This window comes from Qipengyuania aestuarii, from assembly GCF_019711535.1.
GTDB lineage: Bacteria > Pseudomonadota > Alphaproteobacteria > Sphingomonadales > Sphingomonadaceae > Qipengyuania > Qipengyuania aestuarii.
On sequence record NZ_JAIGNP010000003.1, the window covers coordinates 54,881 to 77,537 of the forward strand.

The window sequence follows — 22,657 nt, forward strand, 5'->3', positions numbered from 1 at the left end:
GGAATTCTCCTGAAAAACCTCGGAGCCGGCATTGGCCGGCCTTGTCCAAATGCTGCAAAGCCTATTGCCGATCCCGGCGCGCTTATCCAGCCCGAGCCGTGCAATCGTACCCGAAGGCTGGCATTCCCCCCAAGGATCGGCCATGAGAACGTTCACATAAATCCTGGGAGAGGTTCATGATCCGCACTATCTTCACTGCCCTGCCCTCAGCACTTGCGCTTGCAACCGCAGGGCCGCTTTCCGCGCAATCGACGCAAATGCCGACCTCGCAGCACGGCGAACCTTCGGCGGAGCGAGAGTTGCTCTTCGCAGACGAATTCAACACCGGCACGCTCGACCGGGACAAATGGATTGTCATCGGCACCGACTTCTGGGTCAACAACGAACAGCAGGCCTATGTCGACGACCCAGCGACTATCAATTTTATCGACGGGATCGAAGGAGCCGATGGCGGCGTGCTGATGCTGCGCCCGGTATTCAAGCCGGGCATTGATCCGAACCGGGACCGCAAGGCACCTTTCCTGTCAGGCCGGATCGAGACGCAGGGAAAGTTCGACTTCGAACATGGTCGCGCCGAAGCGCGGATAAAGATGCCTGCCAATGTCGGGGTCTGGCCCGCCTTCTGGCTACTCGGCAACGACAAATGGCCGGGCACGGGCGAGATCGACATCATGGAATATGTCGGCGAAAAGGACTGGGTGGGCGTGGCCTTGCACGGCCCCGGCTACTCGGGCGAGACGCCGCTGGTAAACAAGTTCTTCTTTCCTGAAGGCGTCGATGTCACGAGCTGGCATACCTACGCCGTGGAATGGACCGACCGGCAGATCGACTTCCTGATCGACGGTCATGTCCACTACCGCGTTACCCGCCCGATGGTGGAGAATTATGGCGACTGGCGCTTCGACAATGAGAAATACTTGATTCTCAATTTCGCGATGGGCGGTGCCTATCCGTTCAAGACCAACCGGATCGAAGAGCCTTACAACGGCGTACCGCAGGAGACAGTTGATGCGGTGAAGTCGGGCGAGGTCGCGATGCTGGTCGACTGGGTGAGGGTCTACGCCCCCACAGGCTGAGGTTCCGCAGTAGAGGGCTGCAGCGCGGCGAAGGCCTCAAGGTTTTCCACCTTACCGGATACCACCAGCAGGTCGCCCGGCATGATTAGCGTGTCGGGTACGGCGTGGATGAAATCCTCGCCGCGGCGCTTCACGCCGATCACGGTGACATCGAATTTCTTGCGGCATTCGCTGGTCACCAGCGGCAGGCCAACGATGGTTCCGGGCGCGGCCACGCGAGCAATGGCGAAGTCGTCACCGAAGCTGATGAAATCGAGCAGGCGCTCATTCAGCATCCGCGCCACGCGCTCACCCATGCGCTGTTCGGGAAAAACGACATGATGCGCACCGGTCCGTTCGAGGATGCGGCCGTGGTTCTCGTTGGTCGCCTTGGCCCAGATGTTCTGCACACCGAGATCCGAAAGCGCCAGCACAGCCAGCACGCTCGCCTCGATATCGCTGCCAATGCCGACCACGACGGAGTCGAAACTGTTCGCCCCGAGCTTGTCGAGGCAGCGCGTATCGGTGCAGTCAGCCTCGACGACCTGTGTCAAATGCGGCGCATATTCCTGGACCCGCGTTCCGTCATGATCGACGCCCAGCACTTCGTGCCCCATCCGCTCCAGCGTGCGGGCGACCGAACCGCCGAAACGGCCAAGGCCGATGACTAGTACGGGATTGCGCTTCTTAGCCGACAATGGGATCCTCCTCGGGATAACGGAACGGTCGAGGTTCGCCGCCTAGTGCCAAGGCAGTCGCAACGGTAATGGTTCCCACGCGGCCGACGAACATCAGGAAGGCAAGCACACCCAGCGCCGTGGGCGGCAGCTTGGCAGTGATGCCGGTGGACAGGCCGACGGTCGAGAAGGCGGAGATGGTCTCGAACAGGACGTCCTCCATCGGCAAGCGGGTGATGGCGAGGATATACATCGATGCCAACATAATTAGCACCGATGCAGCGACGGTCACCGTCAAGGCCTGCCGCTCAACACCGTAGCCGAGCCGCCGACCGAATATCTCCGCATCGCGACGCCCGCCGATTTCGGACGCCACAACCGCCAGCAGGACAACGAAGGTGGTGATCTTGATCCCGCCCGCGGTGCCCGCGCTCCCCCCGCCGATGAACATTAGCACATAGTTCATCAGCAAAGTCTCGCCGCGGAAAGCGCCAACATCCAGGCTATTGAAGCCTGCCGTGCGCGGCATGACCGAGTGGAAGGCGGCGTTGAGCAGCTTGGCGCTGGTACCCATGGGGCCAAGAGTAGCGGGGTTCGTCCATTCCTTCGCCGCAATCGCCACGAAGCCGACGAGCAGCAGGGCAACCGTCGTTGTCAGCGTGATCTTAGAATGCAGCGTCCATGCCCGCCACGAGAAGCCGTGGTGGCGCACATCCTGCATGACCGGGAAACCGAGCGCGGTGATGATGACCGAAAGCATGATCGGCACCAGGATCACACTGTCTTTCTGATAGCTCATCACACTGTCGGAAAAGCTCGAAAAGCCCGCATTGTTGAACGCGCTGACTGAATGGAACACCCCGTGCCACAGGGCTTGCTCGAAGGGGAAGTCGTAAGCCAGCATGAAGCGTAGCGTCAGGATCAGTGCGACCACGCCTTCCACTGTAAGGGTGACCTTGAAGACCAGAGCCAAAACGGAACGGGCATCGCCCACCTCCAGCCGGCTGCGCTCCACGCTGGTTGCGATCCTTTCCCGCAGGCCGAAGCCGCGTCCCGCCATCAGGCCGAATAGCGTCGCTGCCGTCATGATGCCGAAGCCGCCAACCTGGAACAGCAGCAGGATCACTCCCTTGCCGAAAGCTGTCCAATAGGTTGCCGTGTCTACCACTATCAGGCCAGTGACAGAAACGGCCGAGGTCGAGGTGAAGAAGGCCGTGACACCCGAAGCGCCCCGCCCGTCGACCGTGGCGAAAGGCAGCATGAGGAGCCCCGCTCCCACGAGTATTGCCGCAGCGAAGAGAAGAGGAATCAGGCGAACCGGGTCGCTAAACGCGCGCATCGGAAGCTCCTACGCCGATGTTGCGGCGCCGAAAAGCGCAATCAGCTCCAGGTCGCCTCAGGCGGCAGGCTCATCAGGATCGCATCGATATTGCCGCCGGTCTTCAGGCCGAACAGCGTTCCCCGATCGTAGACGAGATTGAATTCGGCATAGCGTCCGCGCCATTCGAGTTGCTGGGCCTTGTCGGCAGGCGCGAATTCTTGGTCCATTCGCCGACGGACGAGCTTGGGAAAGATATCCAGGAATGCCTCGCCGACATCCTTCGTGAACGCGAGATTGCGGCCGAAGCCCACTTCATCCTCGCACTCCAGGTGATCGTAGAAGATGCCTCCCACTCCGCGATGAACGCCGCGGTGGGGAATATAAAAATAGTCGTCCGCCCATTTCTTGAAGCGATCATAATAGGTCGGGTTATGGGCCGCGCAGGCCGCCCGGAAGCGGGCGTGGAATTCCTCGGTATCTTCCTCATAGGGCAGCGGCGGATTGAGATCCGCCCCGCCGCCGAACCAGGCCGCCTGGGTGGTGAGGAAGCGGGTGTTCATATGCACGGCTGGCACATGCGGGTTTGCCATATGCGCAACCAGGCTGATGCCGGTCGCCGTGAAACCGGGGTTCTCTTCGCTTGCACCGTTGATCGACGCAGCGAACTCAGGCGCGAAATTTCCGCGCACGGTGGACACGTTAACACCCACCTTCTCGAAAACCTTACCCTTCATGAGGCCACGCGTGCCTCCGCCTGGATCTTCATTGCCCTCTTCCACGCGGTTCCAGCTGTCGTACTGAAACACAGCCGCGCTGCCCGCCTCGCGCTCGATCGCCTCGAACTCGGCGCAGATACGATCGCGCAGGGATTCGAACCATGTGCGCGCGGTTTGGGTTTGCTTGGTCCAGTCGGTCATGCACAAGCCCTTGCCATTGCGGCGCCCACGCGGCAATAGCGGTACATGGTTCCCCTTTCGTTCGCAGGCCAGGAATGGCTCCTGACAGAAGGTCGCGCGCTCTACTGGCCGCGTGAGCGTGCTCTGCTGGTCGCCGACCTGCATCTCGAAAAGGGTAGCTTCTTTGCCGGCCACGGGCAGATGATCCCGCCCTACGACAGCCGCGAGACGCTGGAACGCGTTGCGCTGGCCATTCGCGAAACCGGAGCGCGGCGTGTCATCACGCTGGGTGACAATTTCCACGATTCGAAAGGTTCCGCCCGGCTCGAACCTCACGCCTGCGGTATGCTCGAAGCGCTGACCAAGGCAGTCGACTGGGTGTGGATCACCGGCAATCACGATCCCGACATGGAGGCTCGCTGCGGCGGAACGCTGGTGGAAGAGCTGGAAATCGGCGGCACGATCCTTCGTCACCGCGCGCAAAAGGGTGAAACGCGGCCCGAGCTATCAGGGCATTACCACCCGCGCCTGCAGCTGACCGTCCACCGCCGCCACATCCGCCGTCCCTGCGCCGTCGTAAGCGCGAATGAAGGCGCCGATGGCAAGCCTTCCGGCCGCATGATCCTGCCCGCATTCGGAGCGTACACCGGCGGCATGAACGCTGCCGATCCGGCCATCCTGAGGGCGCTGCAGCCGGCGGACACGATCGACGCAATCGTTCCAGCCAAGGGTCGGCTGGCCCGCTTCAATCTATGGTCGAACGCTGCGTGATAGCCACGCCGCCGCGCAAAACCGGGCCTTAGAATCCGAACCCCTTTGCGAATCTGCGGAACAGTGCCTACATCGGGGCATTCTGAACGAAGATGAACATCCAGAAGTAACCAAGGAGATTACCCCATAGCCCGTCCACCCCGGCGCAGCATGCAAATGCCCGTGAAAAGCGGCCCGCGCTACGACAACATGATCAATGTCCCCAAGGTCCGCGTGATCGATCACGAAGGCGAAAACCTTGGGGTGATGTACACCCGCGAAGCGACCGAGCAGGCCAACGAACTGGGCCTCAACCTCGTCGAAGTGTCTCCCAATGCGGACCCGCCGGTGTGCAAGTTCCTCGATGTCGGTAAATATCGCTTCGAGGCGCAGAAGAAGGCCAACCTGCAGCGTAAAACGCAGAAGACGCAGGAAATCAAAGAGATCAAGATGCGTCCCAACATCGATGATCACGATTACGACGTGAAAATGCGTAATGTGAACAAGTTCATCGAGAACGGCGACAAGGTGAAGTGCACCCTGCGCTTCCGCGGCCGTGAAATGGCTCACCAGCAGTTGGGCATGGATCTATTGAACCGCGTGCGCGACGATATGGAGGAGACTGCAAAGGTCGAAAGCTTCCCACGTCTCGAAGGCCGTCAGATGGTGATGGTGCTCGCGCCGAAATAGGCAAGTAAAGCCTTTCATTGCAGACAATAGTGATCGGGGAACGATTGATATCGTTTCCCGATTGTCTTTTCATGAAAGCAAAAGCACCTATCGTCATCGCACTTGGCTGTTTGAGTCTCGCCGCCTGTGATTCCAGCAGTGTCGATGGGCAGCGGCCAGATCCCCAATCCGATCAGCAATCCAAGCCGGACGAAATACCTGCTGCACCGCCGCCCGCTCCGGTTTCGGACGGTCAGCAGAACAGTCGTGTTAACGACGGCTCCCCCGATCTCACGCCGTCCCCACTTTCTCCCGAAGCCGAAAAAACTGAAAAAGGTGCGCGCAATATCGCGACTTCCTTTGCCCGTGCAATCGAACTGAAGGAATTCGACCAAGCTTGGGCTATGCTGGACGATGCGAGCAAGCAGAAGTGGCCCAAGACGCAATGGGCCGGCCACTTCGCTGACCTTGCGGACATTTCCGTTGCCGTTGACACCGGCCGCATGGAAGGCGCAGCCGGCTCGAGCTATTACACAGCGCCGCTGAACATCACTTCGGCGGATACATCGGGACGGCCGGTCAACTATGACGGCGAGCTAATCCTGAAGAGGGTCAATGATGTTCCAGGGGCCACTGCTGAGCAATTGCGCTGGCACGTCGACAGCCTGTCACTAGACTGGACCCACTAAGGTCCAGCCAATGAGTGGCTGCTTGTTCGCTTTATCCGAGTATCTTCGCCTCACGACCTACGGCAGCTTCCATTTTCTAGCCGGTTTCATCTCAGTTGAAACCAGCGAGGAACCGACATAGAGGCTGGCGCATACCGGCTATGCGGCGGAGATGCGTTCCTGCGGAGGTTAGGAACGGGTGCCCCGCACCGACCATCAGCTCCCGCCTTCCTGGGAGCGAGACATCAGGAAGGATGCTCCAAGCGTATGAGCGACAACGATATCGATCCCACCAGCCCCCGCATGGCTCCAAAGCCCGAAGTCACCAAGATTGCGGGACGCGAACTCAAGCCCAGCACGCTGATGATGGGCCACGGCTTCGACCCCACGCTATCCGAAGGCAGCCTTAAGCCGCCGATCTTTCTGACTTCAACATTCGCATTTCCCAGCGCCGCCGATGGCAAGCGCCATTTCGAAGGGATCACCGGCAAGCGTCCGGGCGGTGCGGACGGCCTCGTCTATTCGCGCTTCAACGCGCCCAACCAGGAAATCCTCGAAGACCGCCTGTCGGTCTGGGACGGGGCGGAAGACGCTCTTTCTTTCTCCAGCGGAATGACCGCGATCTGCGTGCTGATGCTTGCCTATGCCAGCAAGGGCGACGTAATCGTGCATTCTGGACCGCTCTACGCTGCTACCGAAGGCTTCGTGGCGAAGTGGATGTCGCGCTGGGGCATCGACTATGTCGACTTCCCCGCCGGTGCCACGCGCGAGGAAATTGACGGGGTTCTGGCTAAGGCCAAGGACATGGCAGATGAGAACGGCGGCAAGGTCGCGATGGTCTATCTCGAAAGTCCCGGCAATCCGACCAATGCCCTAGTGGATATCGAAGCGGTGCGCGCCTCCGTAGACGCTGCCGGGCTCGAATGCCCGATCTCCATCGACAATACCTTCCTCGGCCCACTGTGGCAGCGCCCGCTTGAACATGGCGCGGACATCGTCTGCTATTCGCTGACCAAATATGTCGGCGGCCATTCGGACCTCGTCGCCGGCTCCATCGCAGGCGCGAAAAAGTGGATGGACCCGGTGCGCATGCTGCGGAACACGATGGGCGGGATCTGCGATCCGAACACCGCCTGGATGCTCTGCCGCAGCCTTGAAACGGTCGAACTGCGCATGAGCCGCGCTGGCGAGAACGCCGCGAAGGTGTGCGATTTCCTGTCGAAGCACGATAAGGTCGAAGGTCTCGGCTATCTCGGCATGATAAAGGACAAGCGCCAGCAGGACATTTATGACCGCCACTGCCTGGGCGCAGGGTCTACCTTCTCACTGCTGCTGAAGGGCGGCGAGGCCGAATGCTTCCGCTTCCTCGACAGCCTCAAGATCGCCAAGCTCGCGGTCAGCCTCGGCGGGACTGAAACGCTGGCAAGCCATCCGGCATCGATGACCCACCTGTCGGTCGCAGAAGGGCGCCGCGCTGAACTGGGCATATCGGACAATCTCGTGCGCATATCGATCGGCATCGAAGATGCGGACGACCTCATCGCCGACTTCGAACAGGCGCTGGAGGCAGTCTGATCCGCATCGGTTTTCTGGCCTGCGCGGATACGCTGCCCGGCGGCGGGCCGCGCAGGGGCGATGCCTTTGAACACGATCTCGAGGTCGGCGCATTGCGTCCGGCCTTCGAGGCGGCAGGGCTGAAGCTGGTCGAAATCGACTGGCGGGCCCCGCTGGAGGACTTTGCCGATATTGCGCTCGTGCTGCTCGGGACGGCTTGGGATTATCAGGATCACTTCGACGACTTCGTTGCGAAACTGGAAGCGCTGGAAGCGCGCGGCATCAGAGTATGCAATCCGTCGCGAGTCGTGCGCTGGAACGGCGACAAGCGGTACCTGAAGCAACTCGGTGATGCCGGGGTGACCACTATCCCGACCTTGTGGTTCGACGAGGTCAAAAGCAGCGATGTCGCTATCGCGCTCGACGCCTTCGAAGCGACCCGCGTGGTCGTGAAGCGCCAGATCGGCGCGGGCGGACTTGGCCAGCACAGCTTCGGCCACGACGCCCTACCCCAGCCCGGATGGCGCATGGGTCAACCGGCGATGATCCAGCCATTCCTGCCCAGCGTGGTCGAGGAAGGGGAATATACCTTCGTTTTCATCGATGGCGAATACAGCCACGGCGTCCTGAAACGCGCTGCCGAGGGTGAGTATCGCATCCAGTCACTATATGGTGGCATCGAACATGCGTTCGAGCCGCAGCCCGAGGATCTGGCCCAGGCCAGCGCCGTATTCGCCGCATTGCCCTTTGAGGATATGCTCTACTGCCGCGTGGACATGGCCCGGCTTCCTTCGGGTGAACTGGCGGTGATGGAAGCGGAAGCTATCGAACCTTACCTTTATCCCGAACAGGCAAGTGACTTGGGAGAAAGGATGGCAGCTTCTGTTACCCGGCGTCTGCAAAGTCTTTGACGAGCGCTAATCTGACTGGCTGTCTTCGGATTGATCCAGCAAGCCCCTTTCGTCGGGAAGAACGTAAGATACCAGCGTCGTACAATTAGTCGCGCCCTTCCCGTCGGCTTCATATTTGGCTCGTTTGATCATCATCTCCGCAGCCGTACCGAAAGCGCTGGCCGGCTGAGCATCGACCACTTCGACGTTTCCGGTTTCTCCCCACGAAGCGACATCGTAACGGACAAGCGCCCAGCCTTCTATCAGCCGCCGTTCGAACGCTTCCGGATAACGCAGGACCGGAGGGAAGTCCCAGTCGGGCAAGCCTTCGCAGGACCCGTCGGACTGGGGTTTCTCTGGCGCAGGCAACCGCACAGGATTGCGCCAATAGGGATAAAGGCAGCCGGATTTGGGCGTGCCACTTGCGAAGCGCGATTCGCTGATCGCTGTGAGACCCGCATCATCCAGCGTCTCATTGCCAGTACTTGCCACCACCTTTACCGCCCGTGTTTCACCATCCTCACCAATGTCGAACCCGATCAGCGTCCAAGCGCGCGCGCCGGGCTTGCCTGGAAGCTTCGCGAACTCCGGCATCACCGTGACCAATTGCTGGGGGCGAGGTGCCTTGGCGCACTCGGTCGAACCATATACGCGGTCCCACACCTCTCTCGGCGGCCTTGGGCCATCTGGCGAGATACTGAGCGAAATCAACTCGGCAAAGGGCGCTTGCTCGACCGTGGCGGTGCTTGCGCGGTAACTTATGCGGCAATCCTCGGCTGGCATGCCAGCCTCAAATCGGCTCCCGGCCAAAGCAGCGGGCGCATCTGCGAAGGTCCGCTCGGATCCGCTGGCCCAGTCGATCGAATGTGGACGCCCCTCTTCGTCGATTGCGAAAGCAAGCGTCAGGAGGTCATCGCCATTCCGCAGATTGCCGACGACCGTATTGAACGGTCGCAAAATATCCCCACCCCGTGGGGCAGCGCCATTCGCACATTCCACTTCGCCAGGAAACCACATGGCGATCTCCGTCGGATTTTTTTGAGAAATTGTAACTACAGGCGGAGGGACCGTTGCAGCAGCGAGCGCGGACTAAAGCGAAGAGATATAAGCTGTAAAAGCCATGCCGATCCCCGATTAGCAGGCTTGAAGCGTAGAATAGTCAGTATTGCCGTCAACTCGATTTTTCGAGCGTCGTAAAACGGATCGGCAAGGCTCAGATTTCCAGCACCTTTCGCGCTGCAGGACTGAGTTTGTGCATGAAACGCACCCCGGCTTCGCCGCCCTGAACCCAAACGATTTGTCCGGCTAGATCGGTTTGTTCGTCGAGCTCGAAGAAGATCGTGGTGCCCTTGTTCACATAGCCGTCGAACAGTTGGATGCGGCAGCCGGTGTCCGAAATGTCGCAAAGAATTGCCTGGGCCCGCTCCACGGGAATTCGGCAATGCAAAACGATATCGGTCCCGCGGCGAACATTTGTGCGTGCCTTCATCAAACCCTCCCAGCTTCGGGTGGCTGATATCGCCGAACCCCCGAAAGAAGGGTTAATGTCGCGTTGATACAAGCTGGGCGCCGGAGGGGCTCAACCCTTCCATTCGCGCCGCTCTTCGGCCGATTTCAGAATTTCGTACGCGAGTTGGTATTTCTGGAAAGCCTCCGCGGCGTCCTTGTCGCCCGGCTTTACATCCGGATGCACGGCTTTTGCCTTGACCCGCCACGCCTTTTTGACTGCCGCGAAATCCGCATCGGATTCCAGTTCGAGCACCTCCAGCGCGCGCATTTCATCGGCCGAACGGCTGCCATCGCCCGCGCCGCCCCAGCCATAATGCTGCGCTTCGGCATAGCCAGCGTTCTCCGCCTGCTCGCTCTTGGTGCGCGCTTCCTTCTCCGCCTTGTCCAGCCCTTCGAAATAATCCCACTTGGAATTGTATTCCGCCGCATGCTTCTGGCAGAAATACCAGCGCTTGGGGCTGTTGGGCGATTTGGGGGCCGGGCAATCGCCGCGCTCTTCGCAGCCGTAGCGATCGCACAGCCGCACCGTGGCGGCTTCGCGGCTTTCTTCGTAACCACGCCAGCGGGGGAAGCCCCAGTCGTTCGAACGCCGTGCTTTCGCCATCAGCGGAGGGGCGCATTTTTATGGGATAAGGCGGGCATGGGCGCCAATTTAGGGATACTGGCGGTATTGGCAAGGAAAGGCGGCCCTTTTCGCGGGAGACGCTCAAACAAAAAGCCCCGGCGCTGGGGCCGGGGCTCGATGTAGGTTAACCGATAAAGATCAGTTGATCGTCACCGTAGCTGCGCGGCGGTTCTGCGCCCATGCAGATTCGTTCGAGCCAAGCGCGACCGGACGCTCCTTGCCGTAGCTGATCGTACGGATGCGGGAGGCCGGGATACCGAGCGATACGAGGTAGTTCTTAGCCGAATTGGCGCGACGTTCGCCAAGGGCGAGGTTGTATTCACGCGTACCGCGCTCGTCGGCATGACCTTCGATGGTGAAGGTGACGCTGGGGTACTGGTTGAAATACTGCGCCTGACGCTGGAGCTTGGCGCTGTCTTCTGCGTCGATGTTGTACTGATCGGTGTCGAAATAGACGATCGAGTTCGCCTGACCGACAGCCTGCAGGAAATGCTCCATGCTGCCCACGCCGGGCGCTGTCGTCGTTGGCGTCGGGGTCGGCGTAGTGTTGTCGACCGGCGGCGGCGGAATTTCTTCCGGAGCTTTCTTCTGGCAGGCTGCCAGCGCAAGCGCCGACGTCATGATCATTGCAGTAGCAAAACGGGTATTCATAAAGCTGTCCCCTTTTAAACAGCGGTGGAACTCTTTTTAGGCCCCGGACTTAACCGTCCCCATGAATAGACCAATGATCTTAAGGCAGGATCGGTCCCCAGGCCGGATCCGAGGCATCGACCGGGGTCGGCAGGCTGCGTTCGTTTTCACCGGTCAGGTCGACCTGCCACAGCGAAGTCTTGCCTGTGTTGCGTTCGGTGCGGAAGAACTGGATGATGCGGCCGTTGGGCGCCCAGGTCGGCGCTTCATCCTGCCAGCCACGCGTCAACGTGCGGACATTGCCGCCTGACGGGGTCATCACCGACACATTGAAGCTGCTGGAATTGGTGAAGGCGATCTGGTCACCGCGGGGACTCCATTCGGGCGTCGCGCAGCGCGAGCCGCCAAAGCTGATCCGGCGCTGGTTCGAGCCGTCGGAATTCATCACGTAGCATTGCTGCGCGCCCGAACGGTCGCTTTCGAAAACGATGCTTCTGCCGTCAGGCGAATAGGACCCGCCGATGTCGATGCCGGGCGCGTCGGTCAGCCGTTCGCTGCGGCCGCCCTGCGCGGAAACACGATAGATATCCGTATTGCCGCCAACGGCCATGGAATAGAGGATCCAGCGACCGTCCGGGCTCCAGCGCGGCGCGAAGGTCGGATTTTCGCTCTGGGTGACCAGCGTCTGTTTTCCGGTGCCGATGTCGTAGACATAAATGCGCGGATTGCCGTCGACATAGCTCAGATAGACCAGCTTCTTGTAATCGGGCGAATAGCGCGGCGTCAGCGCAGTGGAGCGGCCGGTGGTGATGAAGCGGTGGTTCGCACCATCGCTGTCCATGATGGCGAGGCGCTTCGTGCGGTTATCCTTAGGGCCGGTTTCCGCAATATAGGCGATACGGCTGTCGAAGAACGGGCTTTCCCCGGTCAGGCGCGAATAGACGAGATCGGCGCACTTATGCGCAGCGCGGCGCCAGTCAGCGGGAGCAACAACCCAACCTTCGGCGACAAGGCGCTGCTGCAGCGCCATATCGTAGAGATAGCAGCCGACGGTCAGCCGGTCATCGCTCCGCGCGCGGACATAGCCGTGGACCAGCATTTCCGCCCCGCGCACTCCCCAGGTCGACCAGACCGGCGCCGTGATGTTGGCGAAACTCGGCTTAGGCAGGGAATCTGGCCCGGTCGGCTTGAACAGCCCGTTGTTGCGCAGATCGGAGGTGATCACGCGGGCAAGTTCGAGTCCCAGCGCTTCGGTGCCGTTGGCATTGGCAGGCGTGGGCGCATTGCGATCGGTGGCGAAGGCGGGGATGGCGATGCCGAGATCGTCAAGATTGCCTTCGAAGCTGACTGAGCCGGTAAGCCCCTCCTCTTCCTCGATCGTCTCGACCTCCTGGCCTTCGCCGATCGGCTCTCCAAGATCCTGGTTCTGCGCCGCAAGTGGGCTGGCCGCGAACGCGAGGGTGGCGATGATGAGTTTCTTCATTGGGCTAGTCTCCAATCGAAGCTGAAGGGGCCGACGACCTTCCAGGCTTCGTAATATTCTTCGGGAAGATTGAAGGGGGCAGCAAGCTGGACCGCGCGGATCGCCTGCTCGGCATGGCGGCTGGCCTGCGCCCTGTTGGTATCGTTGATCCCGGTCTGCCGCACGACTGTCGGCCTGCCGGAAAGGCTACCGTCGCTGTTCAGGCGAAACCGTAAAAAGGTCGTGATTTGCTCGACTTCCGGCCCGCTGGGCGGTTGCCAATGCGGCTTTATGTCGCGGGCAATCGACTGCACCAGCGAAGCCTTTGTGCTCGCCCCGATTTTGGACGCCGGCGTGCGCGTGTCAGTGGTCGTGGTGCTATCACCCGCTCCGGCGAGGAAATCACTGCCGATCGCAGAGCCGCCGCCCTTCTCCGCGGCCTTGGGCTTGGGCTGCGGCTTCGCCGTTTCGCGCGGTTTTTCACGGCGGGGCTGAGGCTTTTGCGCAGGGGCCGGCACCGGCGACTGGACCTTGGGCCTGGGCCGCTCGACAACCGGCTCGCTCGGCGCTTGGAGTATTTCCGGAGTGGGTGCAGGCACATCGGACAAGGTCGGGGCGATGGCTGCAGCACTTTCGGGTACAGGATCGGGCGCTGTCGATTCCAGCCCGACATCTTCTGCCAGGCTCACCACCATGCGTTCGGGCTTGGTAATCGGGGGCGTCTCCTGCAGCGCCTGAATCACCAGTCCGGCCAGGACCAGCAGATGCAGCGCAACGGCCACGATCAGCCCGGTGCGCTCTTCTCCCCTGATGCCGATTGCTGCCATGGTCGCTGGCTATTCCCCGGTTCCTGAACCGCTGTTGACCGGCGCGCGTTCCTGCCCGCCATTGGTCACCAGCGATATGCGATTGAGCCCGGCACGGTTGAGCTCTCCCATCACAGCCATCACGCGCCCGTAATCGAGCGCACGGTCGGCGCGCAGTGTCACATCCGGTCCGTCGCCGGTCTGCGGAATCGATTCAAGCGCCTGGGGCAATTCGCCGACCGGAACCTGATTGTCGTCGATATAGACATAGCCATCGCTGTCGATGCTGATGGCGACCTGCTGCTGTTCCTGCGGCAGCGCGTCGGCGCGGCTGTCGGGCAGCTGGATGGGAACGCCTGCCGTCAACAACGGCGCCGTCACCATGAAGATGATCAGCAGCACCAGCATGACGTCGACGAACGGCGTGACGTTGATTTCGGCCATGGGCCGCCGCCCGCCGCGTCCGCGCCGGCGACGGGTGCCTTTGCCGGAGGCTAGGCTCATCGCCATGTCAGCGCTGCTCCAGCTGGCGGCTGAAGCTGGCGTGCAGCTTGTCGGAGAAGCGGGTCAGGCGGATTTCAAACCGCTCGACCGAATGGCTGAAGCGGTTGTAGGCAATCACCGCCGGGATGGCGGCGAACAGGCCGATGGCCGTGGCAAAGAGCGCTTCGGAAATACCGGGGGCGACGACTGCCAGTGACGAGCTTTCCTGTGCGCCGATCTGAAAAAAGCTGTTCATGATCCCCCACACCGTGCCGAACAGGCCGACGAAGGGAGCCACCGAACCGACGGTGGCGAGGAAGTTAAGCCGTTCCGCTACCTCGTCAGCTTCCTGTGCGACCTGGCTTTCCATGGCTGCGGCGATCCGGTTGCGCAGCGCCTCGCGATCCCGGATTTCGCCCTTCGTCGAACGGCGCCATTCGGCCACGCCCGCTTGCGCGACGCGGGCGGAAGGAATGTCCTTATTGCCCCGCTCGCTCATGAAGCGGTCGAACTGGTCGGCCTGCCAGAATTCGGTTTCGTAGCGCGTCTGGGCGGATTTCATCCGGCTCATGCGCAGAGTGAAGGAGATGATGATGGTCCAGACCCAGATGCTGGCAAGGATCAGACCCGCCATCACGGCCTGCACCACGATATCGGCATCGAGGAAAAGCTGGACCGGATCGAGCCGGGTCGGCGCGGCAATCGCGATTAGGGATAAAGTCGTCATCAATCCTCAGTCGTATCGACAAAACGCGCGAAAGCTTCGCGCCATGGGGCAGGCTGGCGGATTGGCCGCCCGCCCGGTGAAACGAAGCCGACGCGCAAATGTGCCTCGGCCAGCAATTCGTCGCCGCGCGAAGCTGTCTGGTGCATTCGGCAGGATGCGGCCTTCAATTCCGTGCAGCAGGTCTCGATGACAATGTCGTCGTCGAGCTTTGCAGGACGCAAATATTTGAGGTTAATCTCGGAAACGGCATAAGCGCCGCCGCCTTCCTCGATCGCGGCCCGCTGGTCTATCTCCAGCCGGCGTAGCAGATCGGACCGGGCGCGTTCGAACCAGCGCAGATAGTTGGCGTGATAGACGATGCCGGAAAGGTCGGTGTCCTCATAATAGGCGCGCACCGCATACAAATGCCGGTCGCCGTCGATTACGCCGTCGGGGGTGTTGGGCCTCACGTCCATAGGCGCCCGCATCTAGCGCACCGCCCGAACAGCGTGCAATCGCAAACGACGAAGCGACTCTTGGGCGCGACTAACGACGCGCAATCATCGGGCCGAGTGGTTCACCCCCGAAGAGATGGACATGCAGATGCGGAACTTCCTGTCCGCCATGCGCGCCGACATTGGCCATCATCCGGTATCCCGGCTCGACCAGCCCCTTGTCCCGCGCCACCTTTCCAACGGCGCGCACGAAACCGGCAATTTCCTCCGCCCCGGCCTTGGCACTGAAATCGTCCCAGCTGACATAGCGCCCCTTGGGGATCACCAGCGTGTGCACTTCGGCCTGCGGATTGATGTCCTCGAAGGCGTAGGCCCAATCGTCCTCGTAAACTTTGGTCGAAGGAATTTCGCCGCGCAGGATCTTGGCGAAGATATTCTCGTCGTCATACGGCTTCGTCGCGTCGATCGGCATCAGGCACTCCTGCTCGCTTTTTCGTCAAGGCCCGACACGCCCTCGCGCCGGTCCAGTTCGGCCATGACTTCATCCAGCGCCACGCCCTTTTTCTGCAGCAGCACCAACAGATGCATCAGCAGATCGGCGCTTTCGGATATCAGTTCCTCGCGCGGCCCGCTCATCGCGGCGATCACGGTTTCGACGGCTTCTTCGCCCACTTTCTGGGCGATCTCGGCCAGCCCCTTACTGTTGAGCCTCGCGACATAGCTTTCATCGGGCGAGGCGGTGAGGCGCTTGGCGATAGTGGCTTCGAGGCGGGTCAGCGTGTCCATGTTCGGTATCCTACGGTCTTCAGCCGCGTGCAGGCAAGCCTGCGGCACGCAGAGCGCGATGTGCCTCGCCGATCGAGTGCTGTCCGAAATGGAAGATCGAGGCGGCCAGGACGGCGCTCGCATGCCCCTGAGTGACGCCCTCCACCAGATGATCGAGCGTACCCACACCGCCGCTGGCGATCACTGGAACGGACACACTGTCGGCAATCGCGCGGGTGAGTTCGAGATCATAGCCCTGCTTCGTCCCGTCACCGTCCATGGAGGTAACAAGCAGTTCGCCCGCGCCGAGCTCGGCCAGGCGCTGCGCATGCTCGACCGCATCGATGCCGGTCGGCTTACGGCCCCCATGCGTGTAGATTTCCCAGCCGCGAAAGCCCTCGCCTTCGGTCCGGGCGCGCGCATCGACCGAGGCGACAACACACTGGCTGCCGAATTTCTCGGCGATTTCGCGCACCAGTTCGGGCCGCGAGACGGCGGCGGAATTCACCGCCACCTTGTCCGCCCCTGCCAGCAGCAGCGCGCGCGCATCCTCGACACTGCGCACCCCGCCGCCGACGGTCAGCGGCATGAAGCACACCGCCGCGGTACGCTGCACCATGTCGAGCAGCGTGCCGCGCCCTTCATGGCTCGCGGAAATGTCGAGGAAGCACAGTTCGTCCGCCCCGGCGCGGTCATAGGCCTGCGCCTGCTCCACCGGATCGCCGGCATCCTTGAGATCGACGAAATTGACGCCCTTTACCACGCGCCCATCGCGCACGTCGAGGCAGGGAATGACTCGGATGCGGACGGTCATGCCAACCTCCTCATGATCTGGCCGCCATTGCCAGCGCCGCCGCGAGATCCAGCCGCCCGTCATATAGCGCGCGGCCCGTAATCACGCCCTCGATGCCGTCTTTCGCATGCAGCGAGAGCACGTGGATATCGTCCAGCCCCTTTACCCCGCCACTGGCGATCACGGGAATGTCGACCTGACGCGCCAGTTCGACGGTCGCCTCGAGGTTTACCCCCTTGAGCAATCCATCGCGCCCGATGTCGGTGAACAGCAGCGCGGCAACTCCTGCGTCTTCGAACCGGCGGGCAAGATCGACCACGGGGACATCGGACACCTCTGCCCAGCCCTCGGTCGCGACCATGCCGTCCTTCGCATCCACCGCGACGACGATGCCGTTTTCGAATTCGCGCGCCATGTCCTTAACGAATTCCGGGTCCTTCAAGGCCGCCGAACCCATCACGATGCGCGATACGCCGGCATCGAACCAGCCTTCCACATCCTCGCGCTTGCGAATGCCGCCGCCGAGCTGGACATGGCCCGGGAAGGCGGCGACGATGCTTTCGACAGCCTCGCGGTTCTGGGCCGATCCCGCGAAGGACCCATCCAGATCGACGACATGAAGATGCTCCGCACCGGCATCGGCAAACAGCGTCGCCTGCGCAGCGGGATTATCGCCATAAACGGTGGCGCGGTCCATATCGCCTTCGGCAAGGCGCACGACCTGGCCGCCCTTGAGGTCGATGGCAGGAAAGACGATCATTGTGCTGGTCCGTTGATATGCGTCGGAAAGTGGATGGTCATGGCCGCCATTCGAGGAACCTCTCGACCAGATGCAGCCCGAAGCTCTGGCTCTTTTCCGGATGGAACTGGACACCGAGCATATTGTCCCTGCCCACGGCAGCCACCAGCCCGCCGCCATGGTCGGTCATCGCGAGCACATCGCGTGGCTGGTCGGCGTGGAAGTGATAGGAATGGAGGAAATAGGCTTCGCCTTCCTCCAGCAATTCATGGTCGCGGGCATGCGGCGTCAGCGCCACGTCGTTCCAGCCCATATGGGGCACCTTGACCGTCGGATCGGTCGGCTCGATCAGCCGCACCTCGCCGGAAATCCAGTCAAGCCCCGGCGTTTCGCCATGCTCCAGCCCGCGCGTGGCGAGCAGTTGCATGCCCACGCAGATGCCGAGAAACGGCGCGCCGCCCACCAGAACCCGCTCGCTCATGGCCTCGATCACGCCTTTTTCGGCTCTCAGGCCCGCCGCGCAGGCACTGAAACTGCCGACGCCCGGGAGCACGATGCGGTCGGCAGCGCGCAGGACGTCGGGATCGGCCGTGACGGTGACATCGGCGCCGACGCGCCGCAGGGCGTTTTCTACCGAATGCAGATTGCCCGCACCGTAATCGACCAGTGCAACCACTTCGCCCATCAGCCCTGCAATCCTTCAAGCCCCGGCGCCACGAAGCTCGGGCTGAATTCGATGACTTCCACTTCCGCCGCGCCGCCCTTCACGAAAGGGTCGGACGCCGCCAGTTCCTCGGCCATCTCGCGCGTGGGGGCATGCGCCATGATCAAACCGCCCTCACGCGGGACCTTGCGGCCCCACGCGATGAAGTGGCCCGCCTCGTGCTGGGCTTTGAGCCAGGCGACATGATCGGGCAGCAGCGCGTCCACCTCTTCGAGCGGCGCGACATATTTCAGGGAGAACACGAACATTTCGATCAGCCCCCCAGCTGGCCCTTGGTGCTGGGCACGGCACCGCCCTTGCGCGGATCGATCTCGACAGCGGCGCGCAGGGCGCGGGCGAAGCCCTTGTAGACGGCTTCGCAAATGTGGTGATTGTTCGTGCCGTAGAGCAATTCGATATGCAGCGTCAGCCCGCAGGTCTGCGCCACCGAATGGAACCAGTGTTCGATCAGCTCGGTATCCCATTCGCCCAGCTTTTCCTGGCTGAACCCGGCCCGCCAGACAAAATAGGGGCGTCCGGAAATATCCAGGGCCACGCGCGCCAGGGTTTCGTCCATCGGGGAATAGGCACTGCCGTAACGCGCGATCCCGCCCTTGTCGCCCAGCGCCTGCGCCAGGGCATGCCCCAGAGCCAGCGCGCTGTCTTCGGTGGTATGATGCTGGTCGACATGCAGATCGCCATCGACCTTCATCTTGATGTCGATCAGCGAATGTTTCGCCACTTGTTCGACCATGTGATCGAGAAAGCCGATCCCGGTGGATACCTCGTATGTGCCGGTCCCGTCGAGATTGACCTCGACCAGGATCTTCGTTTCGGCGGTGTTTCGTTCGATACGGCCAGTTCGCATGGGTCTGCCTATAAGCGCGGGCGCGGGCGGCGCAAGGAATAGCGGCTATCGACAGGGTAAAGGTGGGCTTAAACCGCTTGACCCGCGCCCCCGCCCGCTCCACCTAGGCGCACATGAGCGAAGATACGCCCGACAGCCTGATCCCCTACGACTCCATCGTGCAGGAGGCCCTGCGCGCGGTCGTCGGCCGGGTGCTGAACGAAATCGAACAGGGCGGCAGCGAACTGCCCGGCGCGCATCACTTCTATATCACTTTCAAGACGCATGCCCCCGGCGTGTCGATCCCCGTCCATCTGCGCGAGCGTTTCCCCGATGAAATGACCATCGTGCTCCAGAACAAGTTCTGGGATCTCAACGTGCGGGAAGACGGGTTCTCGGTCGGGCTTTCGTTCAACCAGATCCCCGCCGCGCTCGACATTCCCTATGCGGCGATCACCCAGTTCGTCGATCCAGCGGTAGATTTCGGCCTCCAGTTCCAGGCAACCGTCGCCGACATGGCCCCAACTCCGACGGACGAGGCGGGCAATGACGAGGAACAGTCCGAGGCTGCGCCCGTTGAAGGGGCGGAAGACGGCTCGAATGTCGTCACGGTCGATTTCGGCCGAAAGAACTAGTCACGGCGCCTATGGCCCCGTGCAAACGACAGGGGCTCACATGGGATTGTCAAGCAAGGAAAAGCCGAACCACCTCACCGATCGGGTGAGCGATGAGATTGCCGGCACGAAAAGCGATGTGTCGGGCAAGAATACCATTCCCGGCCCCAGCCCGAACCCGTCGACCAATGTCATCATCCATGACATCCTGCTGCGCAGCGCAGGCCGACTGACGCGCCAAACGCTGGAAAAGGCCCTGCTTGGCCGCCAATATGGCAGTAAGTTCGCCAAGGACGTGGTCGAGAATCGCTCGCTTGTCCAGACGCTCGCCGCTTATGGCGTGACCAAGGTAGCGACGAAATCGGTCCCCGGCGCCCTGCTGGTGGGTGCGGGCCTGTTCGCCAAGACGCTTTTCGATCGCAGCCAGTCTCGGCGGGAATCCCGCCGGAGCGGTGAAAAGGCGCTGCGGAAACAGTCCAAGGGCGAAACGGCAGTCTGAAACTGAATTATCCGGGGTTGATTCCGCATAGGGCCATGCGCCACTAGCGGGCATGGCCGATTCCGAAGAGAACCACGACGACGCGCTTGCACGGCGCGGGCTGATGTTCATCCTTTCCTCCCCCAGCGGGGCCGGGAAGACGACCATCAGCCGCATGCTGCTGGAAGCCGATCCGGCCATCAAGCTGTCGGTCAGTGTCACCACGCGTCCGCCGCGCCCCGGCGAGATCGACGGCGTCCATTATTACTTCGTTGGCGACGCCGAATTCGACCGGTTGGTGGAAGAAGACGACTTCTACGAATGGGCCCCCGTCTTCGGCTATCGCTACGGGACCCCCAAGGGGCGGATCCGCAATGCGCTGAAGGAAGGGCAGGATTTCCTGTTCGACATCGACTGGCAGGGCACGCAGCAGCTTTACCAGAAGGACCAGCAGGACGTCGTGCGCGTGTTCATCCTGCCGCCAAGCATCGCCGAACTGGAGCAGCGCCTACGTGGCCGGGGCACCGACACCGACGAGGTGATCGCCGCCCGCATGGAACGCGCCCGCAGCGAGATCAGCCACTGGGACGCCTATGACTATGTGGTGATCAACGAAGACGCCGGCGAATGCTTCGCCAAGGTGCGCGAAATCCTCGATGCCGAAAGGATGAAGCGCCAGCGGCAGACCGGCCTCATTCCCTTCGTCCGCGAATTGATGAGCTGATCCATGGCGGCGGGGGTGGATCAGCTGACCGATCGCGAGCGCGACGTGCTCCGCCTGCTCCTTGCCGGACATACCGCCAAATCGGCCGCTGCAGAGCTCGATCTCTCGGTTCACACCATCAACGACTATCTGCGCGAGGCCCGCAAGAAACTTGGGGTCTCCAGCAGCAGGGAAGCCGCCAGAATCTTGGGGGAGCATGAAACCAGCCCCCCGCAGAATCGCCCGCAGGCAGCCCCCGAAAACCTTGCACCCCAGCAAATGGGGATGGGCGCAGCGTCTATCGCCGCCAATACTCCGATGCCATCAGCAACCCCAGCGGGACGACGCGCTCTCCCCTGGATCATAGGAGGTATCGTCATGCTAACAGCAGCCATCGCCGCAGCCCTTTTCTTCGCCAGTGCCGGAGGGTCCGATACGGGCCAGATGCAGGCGGAACAGCAGCAGCTTGAAAACACCGTGGGCGAGAATGCCGTGGCCGAGGAAGCCGCGCGCGAGTGGCTCGCGCTTATCGATGCGGGCAAATACAGCCAGAGCTGGGCCGAAGCCGGGCCGATGTTCAAATCTGTCGTCACCGCAGACTCTTGGACCGCGCAGGCCGAACCGGTGCGCGCGCCGCTGGGCAAAGTGGTCGACCGCCAGCTAAGCTCCGTAAAATCATCCACCACTCTTCCGGGCATGCCCGAAGGTAACTACCGGATGATCGTCTTCAACACTGACTTCGCTACTGCAGGGAAGGCAAGCGAAACCGTGGTGATGAACAAAGAGCGCGGCCAGTGGGGCGTGATCGGCTACTTCATCCGCTGATCGGCACCACCGAACCATAAGATTCTTGGAAGGGTCGCTGGCGGAGGTCAGCGGCCCTTTTGCGCATACCAGCCGGGGATCCTGAAGGGTTAGAAGAAAGGCGCGGGACAGGAAGGCGCCTTTGGGAGCCAGCCTCTCCCGGTCGCAATTGCGGTGACCAATAAAAAGGCCCCGCCTTGCAGCGGAGCCTTTCACTGTTCGGTCGCTCGCGCGGCGCTGGCGGCCTGCTATTCCCCCGAAGGATCGACGAAGCTGGTCGACATATTCGCATTCACCACGCCGCCGTCGATGGCGAGCGTTGTGCCCACGACATAATCCCCTGCGCGGCTGAGCAGGTAGATGGCCCCGCCTGCCATATCCTCGGTATCCCCGACGCGCTGGCTGGGGATGCCCTTCTTCACCGCTTCCTCGTGATCGCGTGCCGCCCGGTTCATCGCGCTGGGGAAAGCGCCCGGACCGATGCCGTTGACGACGATATTGTCGCGGATCAGCTCGGCCGCCATGCGGCGCGTCAGATGGATCAGCCCGGCCTTCGACGCCTGGTAGGGGTAAGTCGGCCAGGGATTGGTCTTCATCCCGTCGATGCTGGCGATCATCAGGACCTTGGCAGGGCGATCCTTCGTGCCGGCCTTCTTCAGCAGCGGGAACAGCTTCTGCGTTAGGAAGAACGGCGTCTTGACGTTGAGATCCATGGTCCGGTGCCAGCCGGCTTCGCTGAATTCCTCGAACGGCTCGCCCCAGGCAGCACCGGCATTGTTCACCAGGATGTCGAGTTTGTCCTCGCGGGCAGCGATTTCGTCAGCCAGCTGCTTGATACCGTCCATCTGGCTGAGATCGCCCACCAGCCCGACGACCTTGTCGCCCAGCTCATTGGCGGTTTCGTCCACCTGTTCCTGCTTGCGCGCGACGATATATACGCGTTCCGCCCCTGCGGCGAGGAGGCCTTCCACAATCATGCGCCCGATGCCACGGCTGCCGCCGGTGACAAGGGCGACGCGGCCCTGGAGACCGAAGAGATCGTTCAAATTCATCGT

At 61.8% G+C, this 22,657-nt stretch carries 30 protein-coding genes; 10 read left to right on the forward strand and 20 right to left on the reverse strand.

From position 1 onward, the window contains the following. Positions 1-176: 176 nt before the first annotated feature. The gene (locus K3175_RS09900) at positions 177-1,076 is read left to right on the forward strand and encodes a glycoside hydrolase family 16 protein (protein ID WP_221543258.1); all 900 of its coding nucleotides are present in this window, start codon (positions 177-179) and stop codon (positions 1,074-1,076) included. On the opposite strand, the gene K3175_RS09905 is transcribed toward K3175_RS09900, so the two are convergent. From K3175_RS09905 to hemF, 3 genes are read right to left on the reverse strand one after another with little or no spacing between them, the layout of a single operon-like run. Then, complete coding sequence (locus K3175_RS09905; protein ID WP_221543259.1) at positions 1,058-1,753, reverse strand: potassium channel family protein; 696 nt, start codon at positions 1,751-1,753, stop codon at positions 1,058-1,060. The genes K3175_RS09900 and K3175_RS09905 overlap by 19 nt on opposite strands. After that, a complete protein-coding gene (locus K3175_RS09910) occupies positions 1,743-3,071 on the reverse strand; it encodes a TrkH family potassium uptake protein (protein ID WP_221543260.1) in 1,329 nt (442 codons plus the stop codon). Before K3175_RS09910 ends, K3175_RS09905 begins: the two co-directional genes overlap by 11 nt. Positions 3,072-3,112: 41 nt before the next feature. Continuing rightward, entirely contained in the window at positions 3,113-3,970 is an 858-nt protein-coding gene (gene hemF / locus K3175_RS09915; protein ID WP_221543261.1) for an oxygen-dependent coproporphyrinogen oxidase, read from the reverse strand. 45 nt (positions 3,971-4,015) lie between these two features. Here hemF and pdeM point away from each other — a divergent pair, with 45 nt between their 5' ends. From pdeM to K3175_RS09940, 5 genes are all read left to right on the forward strand, one after another. Further along, the gene (gene pdeM, locus K3175_RS09920; RefSeq protein WP_221543262.1) at positions 4,016-4,720 is read left to right on the forward strand and encodes a ligase-associated DNA damage response endonuclease PdeM; all 705 of its coding nucleotides are present in this window, start codon (positions 4,016-4,018) and stop codon (positions 4,718-4,720) included. A 150-nt stretch (positions 4,721-4,870) separates the two neighbouring features. Then, a complete protein-coding gene (gene infC, locus K3175_RS09925; protein ID WP_221543263.1) occupies positions 4,871-5,389 on the forward strand; it encodes a translation initiation factor IF-3 in 519 nt (172 codons plus the stop codon). A 71-nt stretch (positions 5,390-5,460) separates the two neighbouring features. Next, a complete protein-coding gene (locus K3175_RS09930; protein ID WP_221543264.1) occupies positions 5,461-6,057 on the forward strand; it encodes a hypothetical protein in 597 nt (198 codons plus the stop codon). Positions 6,058-6,303: 246 nt separating this feature from the next. After that, positions 6,304-7,611, forward strand: coding sequence for a cystathionine gamma-synthase family protein (locus K3175_RS09935; RefSeq protein ID WP_221543265.1), 1,308 nt, complete (start codon positions 6,304-6,306; stop codon positions 7,609-7,611). A gap of 92 nt (positions 7,612-7,703) precedes the next feature. After that, positions 7,704-8,501, forward strand: coding sequence for an ATP-grasp domain-containing protein (locus K3175_RS09940; protein ID WP_247710852.1), 798 nt, complete (start codon positions 7,704-7,706; stop codon positions 8,499-8,501). Between the two features lie 6 nt (positions 8,502-8,507). On the opposite strand, the gene K3175_RS09945 is transcribed toward K3175_RS09940, so the two are convergent. The 16 genes from K3175_RS09945 to hisB form a co-directional block, all read right to left on the reverse strand. Next, positions 8,508-9,497 carry an energy transducer TonB gene (locus K3175_RS09945; protein ID WP_221543266.1) on the reverse strand — a complete coding sequence of 330 codons (990 nt, stop codon included), beginning with the start codon at positions 9,495-9,497 and terminating at the stop codon, positions 8,508-8,510. A 196-nt stretch (positions 9,498-9,693) separates the two neighbouring features. Further along, a complete protein-coding gene (locus K3175_RS09950; protein WP_221543267.1) occupies positions 9,694-9,969 on the reverse strand; it encodes a PilZ domain-containing protein in 276 nt (91 codons plus the stop codon). A 90-nt stretch (positions 9,970-10,059) separates the two neighbouring features. Further along, the gene (locus K3175_RS09955) at positions 10,060-10,593 is read right to left on the reverse strand and encodes a J domain-containing protein (protein ID WP_221543268.1); all 534 of its coding nucleotides are present in this window, start codon (positions 10,591-10,593) and stop codon (positions 10,060-10,062) included. 159 nt (positions 10,594-10,752) lie between these two features. Further along, on the reverse strand, positions 10,753-11,265 hold the full coding sequence (gene pal / locus K3175_RS09960; RefSeq protein ID WP_221543269.1) for a peptidoglycan-associated lipoprotein Pal: 513 nt from the start codon (positions 11,263-11,265) through the stop codon (positions 10,753-10,755). A gap of 79 nt (positions 11,266-11,344) precedes the next feature. Further along, positions 11,345-12,727, reverse strand: coding sequence for a Tol-Pal system beta propeller repeat protein TolB (gene tolB / locus K3175_RS09965; RefSeq protein WP_221543270.1), 1,383 nt, complete (start codon positions 12,725-12,727; stop codon positions 11,345-11,347). Continuing rightward, positions 12,724-13,533, reverse strand: coding sequence for an energy transducer TonB (locus K3175_RS09970; RefSeq protein ID WP_221543271.1), 810 nt, complete (start codon positions 13,531-13,533; stop codon positions 12,724-12,726). Before K3175_RS09970 ends, tolB begins: the two co-directional genes overlap by 4 nt. Positions 13,534-13,542: 9 nt before the next feature. Next, positions 13,543-14,022 (reverse strand): ExbD/TolR family protein, encoded by a 480-nt coding sequence (locus K3175_RS09975; protein ID WP_221543272.1) that lies wholly within the window; start codon positions 14,020-14,022, stop codon positions 13,543-13,545. A 1-nt stretch (position 14,023) separates the two neighbouring features. Further along, a complete protein-coding gene (tolQ, locus tag K3175_RS09980) occupies positions 14,024-14,722 on the reverse strand; it encodes a protein TolQ (protein WP_221543273.1) in 699 nt (232 codons plus the stop codon). After that, positions 14,722-15,177 carry a YbgC/FadM family acyl-CoA thioesterase gene (locus K3175_RS09985; RefSeq protein WP_247710853.1) on the reverse strand — a complete coding sequence of 152 codons (456 nt, stop codon included), beginning with the start codon at positions 15,175-15,177 and terminating at the stop codon, positions 14,722-14,724. The genes tolQ and K3175_RS09985 overlap by 1 nt, the downstream gene beginning before the upstream one ends. A 70-nt stretch (positions 15,178-15,247) precedes the next feature. Next, positions 15,248-15,628: a histidine triad nucleotide-binding protein gene (locus K3175_RS09990; RefSeq protein WP_221543275.1), complete on the reverse strand. Its 381-nt coding sequence runs from the start codon at positions 15,626-15,628 to the stop codon at positions 15,248-15,250. Next, on the reverse strand, positions 15,628-15,942 hold the full coding sequence (locus K3175_RS09995; RefSeq protein WP_221543276.1) for a phosphoribosyl-ATP diphosphatase: 315 nt from the start codon (positions 15,940-15,942) through the stop codon (positions 15,628-15,630). The genes K3175_RS09990 and K3175_RS09995 overlap by 1 nt, the downstream gene beginning before the upstream one ends. 19 nt (positions 15,943-15,961) lie before the next feature. Continuing rightward, on the reverse strand, positions 15,962-16,735 hold the full coding sequence (hisF, locus tag K3175_RS10000) for an imidazole glycerol phosphate synthase subunit HisF (protein ID WP_221543277.1): 774 nt from the start codon (positions 16,733-16,735) through the stop codon (positions 15,962-15,964). 10 nt (positions 16,736-16,745) lie between these two features. Then, the gene (gene hisA / locus K3175_RS10005; protein ID WP_221543278.1) at positions 16,746-17,474 is read right to left on the reverse strand and encodes a 1-(5-phosphoribosyl)-5-[(5-phosphoribosylamino)methylideneamino]imidazole-4-carboxamide isomerase; all 729 of its coding nucleotides are present in this window, start codon (positions 17,472-17,474) and stop codon (positions 16,746-16,748) included. 37 nt (positions 17,475-17,511) lie between these two features. Next, positions 17,512-18,138, reverse strand: a complete 627-nt coding sequence (hisH, locus tag K3175_RS10010; protein ID WP_221543279.1) for an imidazole glycerol phosphate synthase subunit HisH — start codon at positions 18,136-18,138, stop codon at positions 17,512-17,514. Then, positions 18,138-18,425 carry a YciI family protein gene (locus K3175_RS10015; RefSeq protein ID WP_247710854.1) on the reverse strand — a complete coding sequence of 96 codons (288 nt, stop codon included), beginning with the start codon at positions 18,423-18,425 and terminating at the stop codon, positions 18,138-18,140. Before K3175_RS10015 ends, hisH begins: the two co-directional genes overlap by 1 nt. 5 nt (positions 18,426-18,430) lie before the next feature. Further along, positions 18,431-19,024 carry an imidazoleglycerol-phosphate dehydratase HisB gene (gene hisB, locus K3175_RS10020; protein ID WP_221543280.1) on the reverse strand — a complete coding sequence of 198 codons (594 nt, stop codon included), beginning with the start codon at positions 19,022-19,024 and terminating at the stop codon, positions 18,431-18,433. A gap of 113 nt (positions 19,025-19,137) precedes the next feature. Here hisB and K3175_RS10025 point away from each other — a divergent pair, with 113 nt between their 5' ends. Genes K3175_RS10025 through K3175_RS10040 form a run of 4 tightly spaced genes read left to right on the forward strand, consistent with a single transcriptional unit; the run spans position 19,138 to position 21,623 of the window. Then, entirely contained in the window at positions 19,138-19,638 is a 501-nt protein-coding gene (locus tag K3175_RS10025; protein WP_221543281.1) for an SspB family protein, read from the forward strand. Between the two features lie 40 nt (positions 19,639-19,678). After that, entirely contained in the window at positions 19,679-20,116 is a 438-nt protein-coding gene (locus K3175_RS10030; RefSeq protein WP_221543282.1) for a hypothetical protein, read from the forward strand. Between the two features lie 52 nt (positions 20,117-20,168). Beyond that, positions 20,169-20,819, forward strand: a complete 651-nt coding sequence (gene gmk / locus K3175_RS10035; protein WP_221543283.1) for a guanylate kinase — start codon at positions 20,169-20,171, stop codon at positions 20,817-20,819. Positions 20,820-20,822: 3 nt separating this feature from the next. Continuing rightward, entirely contained in the window at positions 20,823-21,623 is an 801-nt protein-coding gene (locus tag K3175_RS10040; RefSeq protein ID WP_221543284.1) for a helix-turn-helix domain-containing protein, read from the forward strand. Between the two features lie 227 nt (positions 21,624-21,850). Here K3175_RS10040 and K3175_RS10045 read toward each other — a convergent pair whose 3' ends face one another. Beyond that, positions 21,851-22,654, reverse strand: a complete 804-nt coding sequence (locus tag K3175_RS10045) for an SDR family NAD(P)-dependent oxidoreductase (RefSeq protein WP_221543285.1) — start codon at positions 22,652-22,654, stop codon at positions 21,851-21,853. Positions 22,655-22,657: the final 3 nt, after the last annotated feature.

What these genes read in the sequence shown, in the direction of transcription:
- K3175_RS09900 (WP_221543258.1), top strand. Translation starts at nt 177, where the DNA reads ATGATCCGCACTATCTTCACTGCCCTGCCCTCAGCACTTGCGCTTGCA.
- K3175_RS09910 (WP_221543260.1), bottom strand. Translation starts at nt 3,071, where the DNA reads ATGCGCGCGTTTAGCGACCCGGTTCGCCTGATTCCTCTTCTCTTCGCT.
- hemF (WP_221543261.1), bottom strand. Translation starts at nt 3,970, where the DNA reads ATGACCGACTGGACCAAGCAAACCCAAACCGCGCGCACATGGTTCGAA.
- pdeM (WP_221543262.1), top strand. Translation starts at nt 4,016, where the DNA reads ATGGTTCCCCTTTCGTTCGCAGGCCAGGAATGGCTCCTGACAGAAGGT.
- infC (WP_221543263.1), top strand. Translation starts at nt 4,871, where the DNA reads ATGCAAATGCCCGTGAAAAGCGGCCCGCGCTACGACAACATGATCAAT.
- K3175_RS09930 (WP_221543264.1), top strand. Translation starts at nt 5,461, where the DNA reads ATGAAAGCAAAAGCACCTATCGTCATCGCACTTGGCTGTTTGAGTCTC.
- K3175_RS09935 (WP_221543265.1), top strand. Translation starts at nt 6,304, where the DNA reads ATGAGCGACAACGATATCGATCCCACCAGCCCCCGCATGGCTCCAAAG.
- K3175_RS09945 (WP_221543266.1), bottom strand. Translation starts at nt 9,497, where the DNA reads ATGTGGTTTCCTGGCGAAGTGGAATGTGCGAATGGCGCTGCCCCACGG.
- K3175_RS09950 (WP_221543267.1), bottom strand. Translation starts at nt 9,969, where the DNA reads ATGAAGGCACGCACAAATGTTCGCCGCGGGACCGATATCGTTTTGCAT.
- K3175_RS09955 (WP_221543268.1), bottom strand. Translation starts at nt 10,593, where the DNA reads ATGGCGAAAGCACGGCGTTCGAACGACTGGGGCTTCCCCCGCTGGCGT.
- pal (WP_221543269.1), bottom strand. Translation starts at nt 11,265, where the DNA reads ATGAATACCCGTTTTGCTACTGCAATGATCATGACGTCGGCGCTTGCG.
- tolB (WP_221543270.1), bottom strand. Translation starts at nt 12,727, where the DNA reads ATGAAGAAACTCATCATCGCCACCCTCGCGTTCGCGGCCAGCCCACTT.
- K3175_RS09970 (WP_221543271.1), bottom strand. Translation starts at nt 13,533, where the DNA reads ATGGCAGCAATCGGCATCAGGGGAGAAGAGCGCACCGGGCTGATCGTG.
- K3175_RS09975 (WP_221543272.1), bottom strand. Translation starts at nt 14,022, where the DNA reads ATGGCGATGAGCCTAGCCTCCGGCAAAGGCACCCGTCGCCGGCGCGGA.
- tolQ (WP_221543273.1), bottom strand. Translation starts at nt 14,722, where the DNA reads ATGACGACTTTATCCCTAATCGCGATTGCCGCGCCGACCCGGCTCGAT.
- K3175_RS09985 (WP_247710853.1), bottom strand. Translation starts at nt 15,177, where the DNA reads ATGGACGTGAGGCCCAACACCCCCGACGGCGTAATCGACGGCGACCGG.
- K3175_RS09990 (WP_221543275.1), bottom strand. Translation starts at nt 15,628, where the DNA reads ATGCCGATCGACGCGACGAAGCCGTATGACGACGAGAATATCTTCGCC.
- K3175_RS09995 (WP_221543276.1), bottom strand. Translation starts at nt 15,942, where the DNA reads ATGGACACGCTGACCCGCCTCGAAGCCACTATCGCCAAGCGCCTCACC.
- hisF (WP_221543277.1), bottom strand. Translation starts at nt 16,735, where the DNA reads ATGACCGTCCGCATCCGAGTCATTCCCTGCCTCGACGTGCGCGATGGG.
- hisA (WP_221543278.1), bottom strand. Translation starts at nt 17,474, where the DNA reads ATGATCGTCTTTCCTGCCATCGACCTCAAGGGCGGCCAGGTCGTGCGC.
- hisH (WP_221543279.1), bottom strand. Translation starts at nt 18,138, where the DNA reads ATGGGCGAAGTGGTTGCACTGGTCGATTACGGTGCGGGCAATCTGCAT.
- K3175_RS10015 (WP_247710854.1), bottom strand. Translation starts at nt 18,425, where the DNA reads ATGTTCGTGTTCTCCCTGAAATATGTCGCGCCGCTCGAAGAGGTGGAC.
- hisB (WP_221543280.1), bottom strand. Translation starts at nt 19,024, where the DNA reads ATGCGAACTGGCCGTATCGAACGAAACACCGCCGAAACGAAGATCCTG.
- K3175_RS10025 (WP_221543281.1), top strand. Translation starts at nt 19,138, where the DNA reads ATGAGCGAAGATACGCCCGACAGCCTGATCCCCTACGACTCCATCGTG.
- K3175_RS10030 (WP_221543282.1), top strand. Translation starts at nt 19,679, where the DNA reads ATGGGATTGTCAAGCAAGGAAAAGCCGAACCACCTCACCGATCGGGTG.
- gmk (WP_221543283.1), top strand. Translation starts at nt 20,169, where the DNA reads ATGGCCGATTCCGAAGAGAACCACGACGACGCGCTTGCACGGCGCGGG.
- K3175_RS10040 (WP_221543284.1), top strand. Translation starts at nt 20,823, where the DNA reads ATGGCGGCGGGGGTGGATCAGCTGACCGATCGCGAGCGCGACGTGCTC.
- K3175_RS10045 (WP_221543285.1), bottom strand. Translation starts at nt 22,654, where the DNA reads ATGAATTTGAACGATCTCTTCGGTCTCCAGGGCCGCGTCGCCCTTGTC.